Source organism: Nocardioides sp. YIM 152315 (genome assembly GCF_029210375.1).
GTDB lineage: Bacteria > Actinomycetota > Actinomycetes > Propionibacteriales > Nocardioidaceae > Nocardioides.
On record NZ_JARGER010000037.1, the window covers coordinates 231,342 to 246,860 of the forward strand.

The 15,519-nt window shown below is 72.9% G+C and carries 17 protein-coding genes; 5 read left to right on the forward strand and 12 right to left on the reverse strand.

The annotated features are described in order from the left end of the window. Positions 1–47: 47 nt before the first annotated feature. From rplI to rpsF, 4 genes are all read right to left on the reverse strand, one after another. Positions 48–494 (reverse strand): 50S ribosomal protein L9, encoded by a 447-nt coding sequence (gene rplI, locus PZ894_RS12675; RefSeq protein ID WP_275745234.1) that lies wholly within the window; start codon positions 492–494, stop codon positions 48–50. A 14-nt stretch (positions 495–508) separates the two neighbouring features. After that, positions 509–745 (reverse strand): 30S ribosomal protein S18, encoded by a 237-nt coding sequence (gene rpsR / locus PZ894_RS12680; protein WP_008355445.1) that lies wholly within the window; start codon positions 743–745, stop codon positions 509–511. 151 nt (positions 746–896) lie between these two features. Further along, the gene (locus PZ894_RS12685) at positions 897–1,442 is read right to left on the reverse strand and encodes a single-stranded DNA-binding protein (protein ID WP_275745238.1); all 546 of its coding nucleotides are present in this window, start codon (positions 1,440–1,442) and stop codon (positions 897–899) included. 100 nt (positions 1,443–1,542) lie between these two features. After that, positions 1,543–1,833 (reverse strand): 30S ribosomal protein S6, encoded by a 291-nt coding sequence (gene rpsF, locus PZ894_RS12690; RefSeq protein WP_275745240.1) that lies wholly within the window; start codon positions 1,831–1,833, stop codon positions 1,543–1,545. Between the two features lie 168 nt (positions 1,834–2,001). Here rpsF and PZ894_RS12695 point away from each other — a divergent pair, with 168 nt between their 5' ends. Genes PZ894_RS12695 through PZ894_RS12705 form a run of 3 tightly spaced genes read left to right on the forward strand, consistent with a single transcriptional unit; the run spans position 2,002 to position 4,679 of the window. Further along, positions 2,002–2,907: a serine/threonine-protein kinase gene (locus PZ894_RS12695; protein WP_275745242.1), complete on the forward strand. Its 906-nt coding sequence runs from the start codon at positions 2,002–2,004 to the stop codon at positions 2,905–2,907. A gap of 9 nt (positions 2,908–2,916) precedes the next feature. Beyond that, positions 2,917–3,885 (forward strand): threonine dehydratase, encoded by a 969-nt coding sequence (locus PZ894_RS12700; protein WP_275745243.1) that lies wholly within the window; start codon positions 2,917–2,919, stop codon positions 3,883–3,885. Next, positions 3,882–4,679, forward strand: a complete 798-nt coding sequence (locus PZ894_RS12705) for a deoxyribonuclease IV (protein ID WP_275745244.1) — start codon at positions 3,882–3,884, stop codon at positions 4,677–4,679. The genes PZ894_RS12700 and PZ894_RS12705 overlap by 4 nt, the downstream gene beginning before the upstream one ends. A gap of 220 nt (positions 4,680–4,899) precedes the next feature. Here PZ894_RS12705 and PZ894_RS12710 read toward each other — a convergent pair whose 3' ends face one another. From PZ894_RS12710 to PZ894_RS12740, 7 genes are all read right to left on the reverse strand, one after another. Further along, on the reverse strand, positions 4,900–5,226 hold the full coding sequence (locus PZ894_RS12710; protein WP_275745245.1) for a hypothetical protein: 327 nt from the start codon (positions 5,224–5,226) through the stop codon (positions 4,900–4,902). Positions 5,227–5,304: 78 nt separating this feature from the next. Next, positions 5,305–6,288 carry an NAD(P)-dependent alcohol dehydrogenase gene (locus PZ894_RS12715; protein WP_275745247.1) on the reverse strand — a complete coding sequence of 328 codons (984 nt, stop codon included), beginning with the start codon at positions 6,286–6,288 and terminating at the stop codon, positions 5,305–5,307. Positions 6,289–6,397: 109 nt separating this feature from the next. Continuing rightward, on the reverse strand, positions 6,398–7,090 hold the full coding sequence (locus tag PZ894_RS12720; RefSeq protein WP_275745248.1) for a CHAT domain-containing protein: 693 nt from the start codon (positions 7,088–7,090) through the stop codon (positions 6,398–6,400). Continuing rightward, on the reverse strand, positions 7,054–8,856 hold the full coding sequence (locus tag PZ894_RS12725; RefSeq protein WP_275745249.1) for a hypothetical protein: 1,803 nt from the start codon (positions 8,854–8,856) through the stop codon (positions 7,054–7,056). The genes PZ894_RS12720 and PZ894_RS12725 overlap by 37 nt, the downstream gene beginning before the upstream one ends. Before the next feature lie 4 nt (positions 8,857–8,860). Then, positions 8,861–10,528 (reverse strand): S8/S53 family peptidase, encoded by a 1,668-nt coding sequence (locus PZ894_RS12730; protein ID WP_275745251.1) that lies wholly within the window; start codon positions 10,526–10,528, stop codon positions 8,861–8,863. Positions 10,529–10,535: 7 nt separating this feature from the next. Next, positions 10,536–10,997: a hypothetical protein gene (locus PZ894_RS12735; RefSeq protein WP_275745252.1), complete on the reverse strand. Its 462-nt coding sequence runs from the start codon at positions 10,995–10,997 to the stop codon at positions 10,536–10,538. A 70-nt stretch (positions 10,998–11,067) separates the two neighbouring features. Continuing rightward, positions 11,068–11,682 (reverse strand): sigma-70 family RNA polymerase sigma factor, encoded by a 615-nt coding sequence (locus tag PZ894_RS12740; protein WP_275745253.1) that lies wholly within the window; start codon positions 11,680–11,682, stop codon positions 11,068–11,070. 175 nt (positions 11,683–11,857) lie between these two features. On the opposite strand from PZ894_RS12740, the gene PZ894_RS12745 reads away from it, so the two are divergent. Further along, the gene (locus PZ894_RS12745) at positions 11,858–12,991 is read left to right on the forward strand and encodes a peptidoglycan bridge formation glycyltransferase FemA/FemB family protein (RefSeq protein ID WP_275745255.1); all 1,134 of its coding nucleotides are present in this window, start codon (positions 11,858–11,860) and stop codon (positions 12,989–12,991) included. After that, positions 12,991–14,046 carry an alanine racemase gene (locus PZ894_RS12750; RefSeq protein WP_275745257.1) on the forward strand — a complete coding sequence of 352 codons (1,056 nt, stop codon included), beginning with the start codon at positions 12,991–12,993 and terminating at the stop codon, positions 14,044–14,046. The genes PZ894_RS12745 and PZ894_RS12750 overlap by 1 nt, the downstream gene beginning before the upstream one ends. A gap of 4 nt (positions 14,047–14,050) precedes the next feature. Here the strand turns inward: PZ894_RS12750 and PZ894_RS12755 are convergent, their stop codons facing one another. Beyond that, positions 14,051–15,514, reverse strand: a complete 1,464-nt coding sequence (locus tag PZ894_RS12755) for a glycosyltransferase 87 family protein (protein WP_275745259.1) — start codon at positions 15,512–15,514, stop codon at positions 14,051–14,053. Positions 15,515–15,519 lie beyond the last annotated feature (5 nt).

Consider the following 15,519-nt stretch of genomic DNA (forward strand, 5'->3'; position numbering starts at 1 on the left):
CGCGCCGACCCGCCCGAAAGTTTCGGGCGGGTCGACGTGGTGGTGCGTCAGGCGGGGATGACGTTGAGCGCCACGGTGGCGGACACGTCGTCGTGCAGCTTGACCGACACCTCGTGCGTGCCGAGCGACTTGATCGGGTTGGTGACCACGATCGTGCGCTTGTCGACCTTCTCGCCGGAGATCTCGGCCAGCGCGTCGGCGATCTCGCCGACGGTGACCGCACCGAAGAGCCGGCCGCCCGCACCGGAGCGCACCTTCACGCTGACCGACTGGGCCTCGAGCTTGGTCTTGACCTCCTCGGCGTGGCCAAGGTCGCGGACCGAGCGCGTGGCGCGCGCGGCCTTGATCGACTCGATCTGCTTCTCGCCGCCGCGCGTCCACTTCAGCGCGAGGCCACGGGGCACGAGGTAGTTGCGGCCGTAGCCGTCCTTCACCTCGACGACGTCGCCGGGGGCACCGAGGCCGGTGACCTCCTGGGTCAGGATGAGCTTCATGTCCTCGGCTCCCTTCAGCGACCGGTGGAGGTGTAGGGCAGCAGCGCGACCTCGCGGGCGTTCTTGACCGCGATGGCGACGTCGCGCTGGTGCTGGACGCAGTTGCCGGTCACCCGACGTGCGCGGATCTTGCCGCGGTCGGAGATGAACTTGCGGAGCAGGGTGGCGTCCTTGTAGTCGACGCCGGTCGCCTTCTCCTTGCAGAACTGGCAAACCTTCTTCTTCGGCTTGCGAATCACTGCCTTGGCCATTGTGGTGCTTCCTCTCTAGAAGCCCGGCCCAGACTGGGTACTGAGACCGGAATGGTTGAGGGTGTTCGGATGAGTGGTGTTGCTGGTATCAGAACTGGGGCTCCTCGACCTGGTGCCTGGTCATCGCCTCGCTCCGCGAGGCGATGGGCGCTCAGAACGGGGGCTCGTCGGAGCCGCCACCGGCCGGCGCGCCCCACGGGTCGTTGGCCGGAGCGGCCTGACCGCCCCCACCGCCGCCCTGGGGAGCAGGGGTGGCCCACGGGTCGTTGCCGCCACCGGACTGCGGACGCGACTGCTGCCCGCCGCCGGAGTAGCCCCCGCCGCCACCCCCGCGCGAGGCGCGGGTGACCTTGGCGGTCGCGAAGGTCAGCGAGGGGCCGACCTCGTCGACGTCGAGCTCCACGACGGTGCGCTTCTCACCCTCGCGGGTCTCGTAGGAGCGCTGCTTCAGGCGACCCTGCACGATGACGCGCATGCCGCGCTGGAGCGACTCGGCGACGTTCTCCGCGGCCTGCCGCCACACCGAGCAGGAGAGGAACAGCGCGTCGCCGTCCTTCCACTCGTTGGTCTGGCGGTCGAAGATGCGCGGCGTCGACGCGATCCGGAAGTTCGCCACGGCCGCACCCGACGGGGTGAAGCGCAGCTCCGGGTCGTCGACGAGGTTGCCGACCACCGTGATGACGGTCTCGCCTGCCATGGATGCTCCCTAAGCGTTGGTTCTGATCAGAGTCGTCCGACCACGTCCGCACATCGTCGCCGCTGGCGCCGACACTGGGAAGTGGTCGTCCACAAGAGGCTCAGTGAGCGTCGGGACGCATGACCTTCGTGCGGAGGATCGACTCGTTGAGGGTGAGCTGACGGTCGAGCTCCTTGACCGTGGCCGGCTCGGCGTTGAGCGTGACGACGGCGTAGATGCCCTCGGCGTTCTTCTTGATCTCGTAGGCCAGGCGGCGCCGGCCCCACACGTCGACGGACTCGACGGTGCCACCGTCCTTGCGGACGACGTTGAGGTACTTGTCGAGGGACCCTTCAACGGTCCGCTCTTCGATGCTGGGGTCGAGGATGACCATCACTTCATAGGCACGCACAGCGGTCTCCACCTCCTCTGGACTAGGCGGCCACGGACTCTCCGTGGCAGGAGGGCTTTGCGTTGTCGTCCCGGCGCGACCCGGTTGGTCGACGCAGAGAACGCCCAAGGCTAACAGCGCCTCGGCGCCCGGCCATAAATGCCGGTCCACAGGGGTAGGAGGCCCGCGATGACCCACCGTACGACGCCCCCGCTGGCCGGTCGGTACGAGCTGCTCGACCGGATCGGCACCGGCGGCATGGGCACGGTCTGGCGGGCGCGCGACCTGCGCAGCGGCGAGCTGGTCGCGGCCAAGCTGCTCGGTGCCCACGACAGCGGGATGCTGCTGCGCTTCGTCCGCGAGCAGGGCCTGCGGATCCGGCATCCGCACGTCCTCACCCCGACCGGATGGGCGGCCGACGACCACCGGGTCGTGCTCGGCATGGACCTGGTGCGCGGCGGCTCCGTCGACGAGCTGCTCCGCGAGACCGGGCCGCTCCCCACGTCGTACGCCGCGGTGCTGCTCGACCAGCTCCTCCAGGCGCTGGCCGCGGTGCACGCCGCCGGCGTCGTGCACCGCGACGTGAAGCCGGCCAACCTGCTGCTCGAGCCGACCGGCGACGGCCCGCCGTACCTGCGCCTCGGCGACTTCGGCGTCGCCGTGCCGGTGGAGGACGTGCGGCTCACCCGTGGCCCGGCGGTCGTCGGCACGGACGGCTACCTCGCTCCCGAGCAGCAGGACCGCTCCGTGCCCGACCCCGCCCAGGACGTGTACGCCGCCGGCGTGGTCGCCACGCAGCTGCTCACGGGCCGACCACCGCGGGCCGGCCGTCCCCTGCTGGTGCCGGAGGGTCCGCTGCGGCCGCTCGTGACGGCCCTGCTCGACCCCGACCCCGCGCTGCGGCCGAGCGCCGCCGCGGCGCTCGAGAGGCTCCGGCGCGTCGACGTCCCGCGGGACGGACCGTGGCCCGTCGTACCCGACCGGCTGGCGCCGCCGCCCCGCGACGGCGGCCGGGCGGCCACCGTCGCGATCGCGTGCTTCCTGGTCGCCATCGCGCTGTGCTGCGCGGCCGTCGCGTTGCTGATCACCGGCTAGCGTGGCCGCGTGGAAGCCGCCGACCTCGACGCCGCCCGCACCCGCGTCGCCGCCCACGTCCCGCCCACGCCCGTGCGCCGCTGGCCGCTGCTCGAGCGCGCGACCGGCACCGAGACCTGGGTCAAGCACGAGAACCACAACCCGACCGGCGCCTTCAAGGTGCGCGGTGGGCTCAACTTCGCCGCCCGGCTGGTCGCCTCCGGCGATGCCCGCGGGCTGATCTCGGCGAGCCGCGGCAACCACAGCCAGAGCCTCGCCTTCGCCGGCGCCCGCCACGGGTTGCCCGTCACGATCGTCGTCCCCGAGGGAAACTCGCCGGACAAGAACGCCGCGGCCGAGGCGTACGGCGCCGAGCTGGTCGTCCACGGCGCCGACTTCCAGGAGGCGCTCGAGCACTCCCAGCGGCTGGCCGCCGAGCGCGACCTGCTGCCGGTGCCGCCCTTCCACCCCTGGCTGGTCGAGGGCGTCGCGACGTACGCCGCGGAGCTCCACGAGCAGGTGCCGGGGCTCGACGTCGTCTACGTGCCGGTCGGGATGGGCAGCGGCATCTGCGCCAACATCGCGGTCCGTGACCTCGTCGGCGCCGACACCGAGGTCGTGGGCGTCGTCGCCGACCGAGCTCCGGCGTACGCGCTCTCCTTCGCGGCGGGTGAGCCGGTGTCGACGCCGGCGGCCGACACGTTCGTGGACGGGGTGGCGTGCCGGACTCCCGACCCGGAGGCCGTGCGCCGCATCGTCGGCGGCGCGGCCCGGATCGTGCGGGTGAGCGAGACGCAGGCCGCGGAGGCGATGGCGCTGGTCTACCGGGCCACCCACAACCTCGCCGAGCCGGCCGGGTCCCTCGCCCTCGCCGGCCTGCTCGCGGAGCGGGAGGCCGTCGCCGGGCGGCGGGTCGCGGTGGTGCAGACCGGCGGCAACGCGGACTTCGAGGTGCTGGCGCGGGCGCTGTCCGCGGCGCCGCCTACTGTGGCGTCATGAGCACGATCGCCATCGGAGCCCACGTCGACCAGGCCGACCCGATCGCGGAGGCGCAGGCGCGGAGGATGCCGCACGTGCAGTTCTTCCTCGGCGACCCGCAGGGCTACCAGGGGCCCGAGTTCCGGTACGCCGGCGGCGCGGACGGCCTGCGCGCGGACGCCGAGGCGGCGGGTGTCGGGCTCTACGTGCACGCGCCGTACATCGTCAACGTCGCCACCACCAACAACCGGATCCGGATCCCCAGCCGCAAGCTGCTCCAGCAGCACGTCGACGCTGCCGCGTCCATCGGGGCGCGCGGGCTGATCGTGCACGGTGGCCACGTCAACAAGGACGACGATCCGGCGAAGGGCTTCGACAACTGGCGCAAGGCGATCGAGGCCGTCGACCTCAAGCTGCCGCTGCTGATCGAGAACACCGCCGGCGGCGACAACGCGATGACCCGCTACCTCGAGCGGATCGAGCGGGTGTGGGACGCGATCTCGTCGACCGAGCAGTTCGGCATGGTCGGCTTCTGCCTCGACACCTGCCATGCCCATGCCGGGGGGAACGCGCTGGAGACCGTGGTCGACGACGTCCGCAAGATCACCGGGCGGATCGACCTGGTGCACTGCAACGACAGCCGCGACGACTTCGACTCCGGCGCCGACCGGCACGCCAACCTCGGCGCCGGCAAGGTCGACCCCGACCTGCTGGCCGCCGTGGTGCGCGACGCCGGTGCGCCGGTCATCCTCGAGACGCCGGGCGGCGCCCCCGAGCACGCCGCCGACGCGGGCTGGCTGTCCGGGCGGCTGTAGCCGGGCGGTGGCGGGTGACGGGCCGGTGTGATGCGGTTTCATCAAGGGATGAAGACGAACCTCCGGTCGACGGCTCGCCTTCATCCCTTGATGAAACCACGCTCCCCCGGACGAATTCGTCGAGGTAGGCGCGGCTTCACCCTCATCCCGTGATGAGGCGTCGACGCCGACAGGTTCGTCGGCCGGGCACTCCCCCGCAGCGCCCGGCCGACCCCGGCGGTCAGCCGACGCGGACGACCAGGTCTCGGACCTCACCGGGTCCGGAACGGTCGACGCGGCGGCGGACCAGTCGCAACGGCTGCTCATCGGTGGCACCGTCGACGTCGAAGACCAGGAAGAGGAAGCCGTGCGGGCCCTCCTCCAGCGGCAACAGGTAGCCGGGCCGCTCGACGACCTGCCAGCGGCTGAGGCCGAGACCCCGGCGCCGGAACCGCACCGCGAGCCGGGCCCCCGCCGGCACCGACAGCTGCTGGCCCGGGTGCGGGTCGTGGACGACGTGGACGGTGGTGCCCCGCGCGGTGCGGCTGGGTGTGGCCGTGAGCGTCATGGTCGGTGCTCCTCGCAGGTCGGCGTTCTCCCTGTCGTCGGTTGAGGAGCGACGTCGCGGTGCCCAGATACGCCGGGCTCAGCCGACCGTGACCACGACCTTGGCCCGGGCGTGCTCGACCTCGAGATAGCGGATCGCCTCCGCGGCGTCGTCGAGCGCGAAGGTGCGCTCCACGACCGGACGCAGCGAGCCGGCGTCGACGCGCGCGGCCAGCTCGGCGAGGTCGTCGCCGCTCGGCACGGCCATCGGCACCTTCACGCGGAGCCCCGAGAGCCGCGCCACCACCTGCGCACGGGTCATCAGGCCGAGCGGTCCGACGAAGCGGCCCTGGCCGGAGACGCCGCCACCCGAGAGCACGAGGGTCCCGGTCGGCGCGAGCGCGCGCCGCAGGTCGCGCAGCGAGCGGTTGCCGACGAGATCGACGACGAGGTCGTGTCGCTCGCCGGTCGTGGCGAAGTCCTGGCGGCCGTAGTCGACGACGACGTCGGCGCCGAGCGAGCCGACCAGCTCGGCGTTGCGGCCGCTGCACACCGCCGTCACGTGCAGGCCCGCCGACTTCGCGAGCTGGACGGCGAAGGTCCCGACTCCGCCCGAGGCGCCGTTGACCAGCACGCGCTGCCCCGCCTCGGTGTCGACGGCGCGGAGCAGGGTCAGCGCGGTGGTGGCGGCCAGGGGGATCGCGGCCGCCTCCTCCCAGGTCGCCGAGTCGGGCTTCGCGGCGATCACGTCGGCGCGCGCCGCCACCTGCTCGGCGAGGGCCCCGTCGGCCTCCCCGTAGACCCCGTCGCCGGGCCGCCAGGCGGTGACGCCGCTCCCGACGGACTCGACGGTGCCCGCGAAGTCGGTGCCGCGGATCCGGGACCTCGGCGCCCGGAGGCCGAACGTCGTGCGGTCGAGCCGGGCCAGCCGCGGCTCACCGCGCATCAGGTGCCAGTCGCGGGCGTTGACCGACGCGGCCCGCACCCGCACGAGGACCTCGTCGGCGCCGGCCACCGGCGTCGGCACCTCCTGGATCCGAAGGACATTGGGCGAGCCGTACCGATCCTGGACCAACGCCTTCATCGGTCTCCCCTCGGGCTGTCGGGTGCGACCGGGGGTCGCTGGGGCGACGCTAGCGCCGCCGGCGACCCGGCGACATCGGGGAGATCCCGGAGGCCCGCGCCCGTCGGCGCTAGCCGAAGCAGACGAGCGGCACCGGCGCGGTGCCGGCCGAGACGGCCGGCACCGCCTCGGCCAACGCGGCCGCGGGGTCCAGCCCGGCGGACAGGCGCTGGTGCACGGCCACGAGTACGTCGTACGCCGCCTGGTCGTTGATCGCCGCCGGCGACGCGATGACACAGCGGGCGCCCGCGTGCAGCCAGGCGGTGGTCATGCCGATCAGCTCCTCACCCGAGCGCACGGTCGAGCGGCCGACCTCGCAGGACGACAGCAGCACCACGTCGGGGACGTGCCGGAGCCGGTCGATGTCGTAGCCGAACCACGGCCCGTCGACGAGCTGCACACCGGCGAACATCGCGTTCTCGGCGCTGTGCCGGCCGTGCGCCGCGACGTGCAGGACGTCGACGGAGGCCGCGAGCTCGCAGACCGCGTCCGCCGTCGCATCCGAGCCGGTCAGCACCGTGGCGTCGCGCCACTCCTTCGCGGCAGCGGTGACCTCGTCCTCGGCGCGCGCGACGCGCGGGCCGGCGACGAGCCCGGCGCGGGCTGTGCGCAACGGCACCGTACGGCGAGTGAGCCAAGCCGTCGCCGACTGCGCGACCGTCAGCGGGCGGCCGACGAACCCGGTCAGCAGCGTCCACGGCACCCCGGCCAGCACGCCCGACGGCGTCAGCACGACCCGTCGGTCGCCCACCGCCTCGAGCACCGGAGCGACGAGGAGCCCCGCGAGCGTGTCGAGCCGCTGCGCCAGCTCGGCCCGGACGAAGGCGCCATCGCGTCGGGCAGGTCCGAGGCCGCCATGTCGAGGTCGGGCACGAGGCCGCCGAGCAGCGTGTCGAGCTCGTCGCGATGGCCGAGGTCGATCCAGGTCGGGCCCGTCGACGTGACGACGAGGGCGACCACCGCGGCGGCGGTGACGACGTACGCGACGAGCGCGGTGTCGGCGTCCAGCGCACCGACCACCTCGTCGAGGCGCACCGGGTCGGCGACCTCCCCGGACCCGCGGTGCTGCCAGGCCCGCTCGCGCACCCGCTGACGGAGCTCTTCCTCCCGGGCGGTGTCTCGGCGGTCCCCCTCGGCGGCCAGCTCCCGCAGCTCGCTCAGGTCCGCCGCGATCTGCTCGTCCTCGGGCGGGCGCACCGGCTGCACCCGGCTGGCCAGCATCCGCGCGCGCTCCGACCACTCGAAGAGCACGTCCGGCTTGCCGGAGTCGACCGCCAGGGCGAGGCCCCGGACCCCGAGCCGCGTGCCGTGCCCAGCCACCCCGGTCTGCAGGTCGAGCGACCCGAAGGAGCTCTGCCAGGAGTGCAGGTCGCTCAGCCCGGCCCGCAGGTGCTTGAGCGCCTCAGCCCGCCGGCCGTCGGCCGCGGCGAGCTTCGCCCGGATGTCGCGCTCGCGGAGCCGGACGGTGATGGGCGCCTTCCGGACCGATCCCACGCCACGCAGGTGCTCCCGCGCGAGGTCGAGCTCGCCACGGCGGATCCGGACGCGGGCGGCGTCGATGCGGGCGAGGGCCGCCTCCCAGCGCAACCCCTGCTCGCCGAGCTCGTCGGCCAGCGCCAGCCCCCGCCGCGCCAGCGACGGCCCGGAGCCTCCCGTCTCCACCTCGGCGGCGAGCAGCGTGGCGTCGGCACGCACCTCCCAGGCCCGGGCGCCGGTACGCCGGAAGCGGCGCTGCGCGTCCCGGGCCGCCACCCGCGCGCGGTCGGCGTCGCGCAGCACCAGGCTCCGCGCGAGCGCCAGCTCGGCCTCGCCGCGTCGCTGGTAGAGACGGCGGCGACCGTAGGCGTCGGCGGCCGCTGCCAGGGCAGCCGCTCCCTGCTCGTGGAGGCCGGCCGCCATCAGCACCTCGGCCCGGTCCTGGTCCACCATGGCGGTCATGACGGGCCCCTCGGCCTCGAAGACCGGGTACGCCGAGCCCATGTCGCGCAGCGCGGCCACCAGGTCCCCGGCCAGGAACTGGGTGTAGCCGCGGTTGTGGACCGCCTTCGCCGCGCCGTACTCGTCACCGGCCTCGCGGTAGGACAGGAAGGACGCCGCGAAGTCCTGGGTCGCCGCGTTGAGCAGCTTGCGCTGAAGGTGCACGTTGCCGCGGTTGAGATGGACGCGAGCGATCCGTGCGGGCTCGTCCAGCAGGAGCAGCGCGGCATCGAACTGGTCCATGGCCTCAGCCGTCTCCCCCTGCAGCATGTGGAGGAGTCCGAGCTGCGAGTAGAGGACCCCGCGCGTCGGGTTCGCCAGGTCCCCGGTGCCGAGCGAGTCCCGACAGAGATCGATCGCCCGGGTGTGATCGCCGGTCTCCGAGAGGACGTACGCCAGACTGCCCGCGATGCGTGCGGAGAGATCGGCGTCGCGCGGGTCGGTCCGGTCGAGGTCGCTTCGGGCGCGTTCGAGCAGCCGCTGAGCCTCCCGGTGGCGTCCGCGATTCATCGCGCGCACGCCCCGGGCGTGCAGGTCCTGGGCCGAGCTCACCGCCTCATGATCGCGCCAAACCGGTGCACGCGGTGACCGCATTCCACGCATTCGTCACCGCGCTGTCGGCGTCGACCGGCTCGGTCGGGGACTCCAGGGTGTCCAGAAGCGCGGCCGCGATCGTCCCTGCGATCACCGGCGCGCTGAACGACGTGCCGCTCCAGACGGCGTACCCACCGCGGAAGTCGTCCGGGTCGATGGCCTCCCGCACCCGGTCGAAGGCGCGTGTGCGGGCGACCGGCTCGAAGCCTCCCTGGAAGGCCGGCATGGTGCTCATGACCGACGCTCCCGGCGCGTAGATGTGCACCCACGGCCCCGCGTTGCTGAACATCGCGTCGGAGTGTCGGCTGGGGTTCAGGGCGCCGACGGAGACGATCGGCGCGATGTCCGGGTCGAACGGGATCGGGCCCGCGCCGTCGGACCAACGGCCGAACGCGGCGGGGAATGACGGCCGACTGGTGCCGTCGTTGCCTGCCGAGCACACGATGACAACGCCGTTGCGCGCCAGGTCCTCGAGGATGGAGTACATCGTCGGATCGAAGAGCGCGTCCTCGGGAGTCTCGTGGTAGTAGCCCATCGAGAGGCTGAGCACGTCGATCGGGTGACCGCCCGGCTCACCTGCGCGGTGCCGGCGAGCGAGCTCGGCGATCTGGGCGAGCGTCGCCACGAGGTCCGACTCCACGATCGGTCCGTCCGACCCCACGACGCGCCAGGAGATGATGTCCGCGTCCGGGCAACGCTGCCGGATCAGGCCCGCGATGAACGTGCCGTGGCCGGCGAGGGGATCGATCACACCGTCGAGCGGCCCGTCCTGGTCGCCGTCGTCCTCGGGCGAGACCGACGTCGCGTCGGAGTAGCCGATCACGTCCCCGCCCAGCGTGACCGTCTTCTTCACGATGCCGTCGAGCCACGGGTGCTTGCCGCAGCCGGTGTCGAGGACGGCGACCACCGGCCGGCGTCCGGCGATGGCGTCGTCGGGGCACCGGTGCGGCTTGGGTCCGACGTACGCGACCGGCTGGCGCCCACCGAACCCGATCTGGAGATAGCTCACGATGGCACGGGAGCTCCTGGCGTCCGCCGCCGGGTTGGAGTCGTGCAGCGGGTTCGAGTCGTGCAACGGGTTCGAGTCGTGCAGCGGGTTGGAGTCGTGCAACGGGTTGGAGTCGTGCAACGGGTCGCTGTCGATCGTGTCCGAGCCGATCGCCGGCGACACCACGTGGTCGAGGCTCACTCCCATGACGGCATCGACGCCGTACTGGGCGCGGGTCTGCTGCAGCAGTGTCCAGGCGTCCGGGGCGATGCTGGCGCGATTGGTCACCTCCACGCGGACCGGCCGGAAGCCGAACCTCAGGTTGACGGTGCGCGGGTCCTCAGCCTCCGGCACGACGTCCCAACCCAGCTGGTCGGCGACCACCCGGAGCACCTCGAAGGCGACGTCGAAGTCGACGGACTTCGACACCAGCAGCCGCTGTCCGACGTACACCGTGGGACGCGGCACGACGTTCTCGACGATCAACGCGGTGGAAGGGTCGAGGATCCGGCCCTGCACCGTGCTGACGGAGCCCGGACGCGGCGGGACCGGGTCGCGGTCGAGCTGCTTGCGCGGCTTGTCCTCCGGGCGATCCTTCCGCGGCGGCTGCTTCTTGTCGTTCTCGTCGGGGTGCTCGGTCACGGGGTCCTCAGATCTCGAAGGTGGGGGTGGCGAACGCCGGGCGGCCGGCGTCGTGCGGCTCCAGCCGCAGGCGCATCAGCCCGACGGGCAGACCGGTCAGCGAGAACCGCCCCGATTCGGTGGTGACCGCTTCGACGTCCGCCGGGTCCTCGCCCGGCAGGGCACGGATCGTCATCGGCTCCGCGGGCACGATCCAGCCGTCGACGCGGGAGCTGCCGTTGTCGACGGCGACGCGCAGGAGGAGGTCGGTGTCGCCGTGCACGAAGCGGAGCGTGTACGACGTGGAGCCGCGCGCCCCGGCCAGCTCCGTCGACCGCTCGACGAGCTCCATCAGCTCGAGGTCGAGGTCGGAGTCGGCGACGGCGGCAGCGGCCTGCATGGTCGCGACCAGGTGGTCGGGCATCGGGTCGTGACGCTCCCACACGCCCCGCACGATCTCCAGGAGGGCCTCTCGGCTCAGCTCGCTCATGCGGGGCCCCCGCGGAATCGTGGGATGGAGGAGCGCAGCGGGGGAATCCCGCGATTTCGTGGGGTGTTCATCAGACTTCTCCTGCCTCGATCAGGGCCACCCGCAGCTTGGCGAGGCAGCGGCCGCGGGTGGGTCCGATGCTGCCGACCGGCATGCCGAGCTCGGTGGCGAGCTCGCGGTAGTCGGGCCTGTTCTCGAAGGCGACGATCCGCAGCAGCCGCCGGCAGCGCTCGGGCAGTCCGTCGACGGCCGCCCACAGCCGGTCGCCGTCGTCGTGCTGCACCACGCTCTCCTCGGCCGACCGCTGCTGCGGCAGCACGTGCTCGAGGTCGTCGTCCTCGACCGGGGTCGGGGTGGTCTTCGCGCCGGCCGTCCGCCAGGCCTCGCGGCGCGCGGTCGTCGTCAGCCAGCCACCCACGGCCACCGGGTCCAGGATGGCGGCGCGGCGTCGTACGAGCGCGAGCCAGGTGTTCTGGATGACGTCCTCGGCCGCGCTGTCGCTGAGCCGGTAGGCACGCACGACGTGCCAGAGGACGGGAGTCATCACGGCGACGAGGTCGTCGAGGCCGGCGGGGTCGCCAGCGGTCCACCGGTTGAACCCGTCGGTGGCCCGGGCCCAGACGGCGCTCGACCGCTCGTCGTGGGATGGGCCGTCGCCCGCCCGGCTGTGCCCGGTCCTGGTCATGGGACGTCTCGCTCCCCGATGTGTCTCAATCAGGTTCACGCCCCCGAGGAGGGAGGGAACGCGTTCCTGATACGTCCGTGCTGAAGATATGCGGAGAACGGTCCGGTCCGCAGGCGTCCGGGCGGCTGGCCCGCCGGTGGATTCGGGCTCACGGGCGGTCCGATAGCCTCGAGCGGTGTCCAGCGCCGCCCTCACCGTCCGCGAGATCCCGGGTGCCGACCACCTCGAGCTGATCCGGTCGCGACGCGCGGCGAGCTTCCTGCAGACACCCGCGTGGGGGCGCGTGAAGTCGGAGTGGCGCCACGAGTCGCTCGGCTGGTTCCGGGGCTCCGACCTCGTCGGCGCCGGGCTGGTGCTCTACCGGCAGCTGCCGAAGGTGAAGCGCTACCTCGCCTACCTCCCCGAGGGCCCGGTCATCGACTGGGACGACGACGACCTGGCCGCCTGGCTGGCTCCGCTGGCCGCGCACCTGAAGGGTCGCGGCGCGTTCGGCGTCCGCATGGGGCCACCCGTGGTCACCCGCCGCTGGGACACCGCGACGGTCAAGGCCGGCATCGCCGACCCCGACGTACGTCGCCTCACGGACCTCGCGCCCAGCGAGCGCAGCCACGGCGGCGCCCGCGTGGTCGCCCAGCTGCGCGAGCTGGGCTGGCGGCCGCAGGCGGCCGAGGGCGGATTCGCCGCCGGCCAGCCGCAGTTCGTCTTCCAGGTGCCGCTCGCCGGCCGCACCGAGGACCAGGTGCTCGCCGGCATGAACCAGCTCTGGCGGCGCAACATCAAGAAGGCCGCCAAGGAGGGCGTCGAGGTCGCGTCGTACGACGGCCCTGCGCTGATGCCGGAGCTGAAGACGTTCCACGACCTCTACGTGCACACCGCCGAGCGCGACCATTTCACGCCGCGGCCGCTGCGGTACCTCGAGACCATGGCCGACGCCCTCGGCGGAGAGGAGCCGGACCGGATCCGGCTCTACACCGCCCGCCACGACGGCACGCTGGTCGCCGCCACGATCGCGATCCGGGTCGGTGCGCACGCGTGGTACTCCTACGGCGCCTCCTCCACCGAGAAGCGGGAGGTGCGCGGCTCCAACGCCGTGCAGTGGCAGATGATGCGCGACGCGATCGCCGCCGGGGCGGACCTCTACGACCTGCGCGGCATCACCGACACGCTCGCCGCCGACGATCCGCACATCGGGCTGATCCAGTTCAAGGTCGGCACCGGCGGCGAGGCCGTCGAGTACGCCGGCGAGTGGGACCTGCCGCTCAACAAGGCGCTCTACAAGGCCTTCGACGTCTACATGAGGCGGCGCTGATGGCACTCACCCTCACCGTCGACGGCGACCGCTGGCGCTCCCACCTGCGCCAGGTGGCGGACGCCGAGCCCGGGCTGGTGCCGGTCGCCAAGGGCAACGGCTACGGCTTCACCCTCGGACGGCTCGCCCGCAAGACCCAGTGGCTGGGGCTCGACACCCTCGCCGTCGGCACCTACGAGGAGCTCCCCGAGGTCGCGAGCCGGTACGACGGGGACCTGCTCGTACTCACCCCGTGGCGCCCCTTCGGAGCGGCGGCCGAGCTCGACCCGGGGCTCGCCCGGCGCGTGATCCACACGGTCAGCCGGGTCGACGACCTGACCGACCTCCTCGGCCGCCAGCCCGACGCCCGCGTCGTGCTGGAGCGCGCCACCAGCATGCTGCGCCACGGGATGACCGCGCGCGAGCTGTGGTCGACCGCCGAGGTCGTGCGCGCCAACCCCAAGGCTCGGGTCGCCGGCGTGGCGCTGCACCTCCCGCTCGCCAACGGCGCGCACCTCTCGGAGGTGCACCGGCTGATGACCGAGGTCGTGGCGACCGAGCTGCCCCTCGACACCGTGTGGGTCAGCCACCTCAGCGCGGCGGAGCTGACCGCGCTGCGCTCGTCGTACCCCGACTTCACCTTCCGCCCGCGCCTCGGCACCGACCTGTGGCTGGGCGACCGGGGCGCGCTCCGGGTCACCGCGACCGTGCTCGACGTGCACGAGGTCGAGCGCGGCGACGGCTTCGGCTACCGGCACCGCACGGCGCCGAAGGCCGGGCACGTGCTGGTCGTCAGCGGCGGCACCGCCCACGGCATCGGTCTGGAGGCGCCGCTCGGCGAGGCGAGCCTGCGCGGCCGGGCGGCCACCCTCGCCCGGGGTGGCCTGGACGCCGCCGGCTTCGTGCGCTCGCCGTTCTCGATCGACGGCAAGCAGCGGCTCTTCGCCGAGCCCCCGCACATGCAGGCGTCGATGCTGTTCCTGCCCCACGGTGCGCGGGTGCCGGGCGTCGGCGACGAGGTCGACGTGCGCGTGCGGTTCACGGCAACGTCCTTCGACCGCATCGTCGTGACCTGACCTCTCAGGCGATTCCCTCGCTTCTCGGGGGATGCAACACCCGAGAAGCGCGGGAATACCCGGTGAACCGGGTATTCCGCGACTGCCGCACCGGGTCGTGCCGCGGCGACCACAGATCGCGCACGACCATGCCGACCAGGTAGAGCTCGGCGGCCAGGCGGAGCAGGGTCGCGGCCCAGTAGAAGCCCGCGTCGCCGCCGGCGGCCGGCGCAAGGTAGCCGCCGAGGTACCACCAGACCGCCGCGAAGTAGAGGACCTCGCCGGCCTGCCAGACCAGCAGGTCGCGCCAGCGGGGGCGGGCGAGCACGGCGAGTGGCAGCAGCCAGAGCACGTACTGCGGCGAGTAGACCTTGTTGACGAGCAGGAAGCCGGCGACGACGAGGAAGCCGAGCTGGGCCAGCCGCGGCGTCGACGGCGAGGTCACGCCGAGCGCGGCGACGCCGAGACACCATGCGCCGAAGAAGATCCAGGACCCGAGGTTGATCGTGTGCGGGTCGAAGGAGAACGGGTCGGGCACGGTGTCCATCGCCTGCTGCACGACGAGCCAGATCGAGCCGAGGTCGGCCCCCCGGTCGGAGTTGAAGCTCCAGAAGACCTTCCACTCGGACGGTCCCGTGAGCAGCGCGGGGAGGTTCGCGACCACCCAGGCACCCACCGCCCCGGCGGCCGCGACGACGAAGTCCCGGTGGCGGCGCTCCCGCAGGCAGATCACCAGCACGCCGCCGAGCAGGAACAGCGGATAGAGCTTGGCCGCCGTGCCGAGGCCGATCAGCACGCCGGTCAGCAGCGTCCGGTCCCGCGCCCACGCCCACAGCGCGCCGGCCACGAACACCACGGCGATCAGGTCCCAGTTCACCAGGCCGGTGAGCAGCAGTGCCGGGGAGAGGGCGAACGCCGCGGCGTCCCACGGGCGGCGGGGGTTCACGCCCGCGAGCAGCCACGTGCAGAGCAGCGCGAGCACCGCGAACCCGATCGCGTTCACGATCACGAAGACCCGCATCTCGCGGTGGACGTCCGGGCGGCCGGCCACCGTGCCGGTGTCGGCGGCGTAGCGCGGCTCGAGGTCGGGCGACCCGGTGAGCCAGTGGGTGACCCAGGCGGTGCCCCACGCCCAGTAGGCGATGCCGACGGGGTACTCCATCACCTCGAACCGATCGCGCACCTGCTGGTCGTCGCTGTAGGGCCAGTTGAGCTCGGCGAACCCCCGACCCGTGTAGAGGTAGGGCAGGTCTGAGTAGCACATCTGGCTGTAGCGCTGCTGCCCGTCCTGCCAGGTGTCGTCGTAGCACCCGGACTTCTGGATCATGCCGAGCGCCATGCACACCGCCGTCAGGGCGAGCACCACCCGCACCGGCGTCCACCACGGGTGCCGGCCCGCACGCGTGCCGACCGGGCCGCCGACGCTCTCGCTCAGCGAGGCGACGATCGGGTCGTCGACGGTGGGGTCCACCCAGGTGCGATCCCCCACCGGCG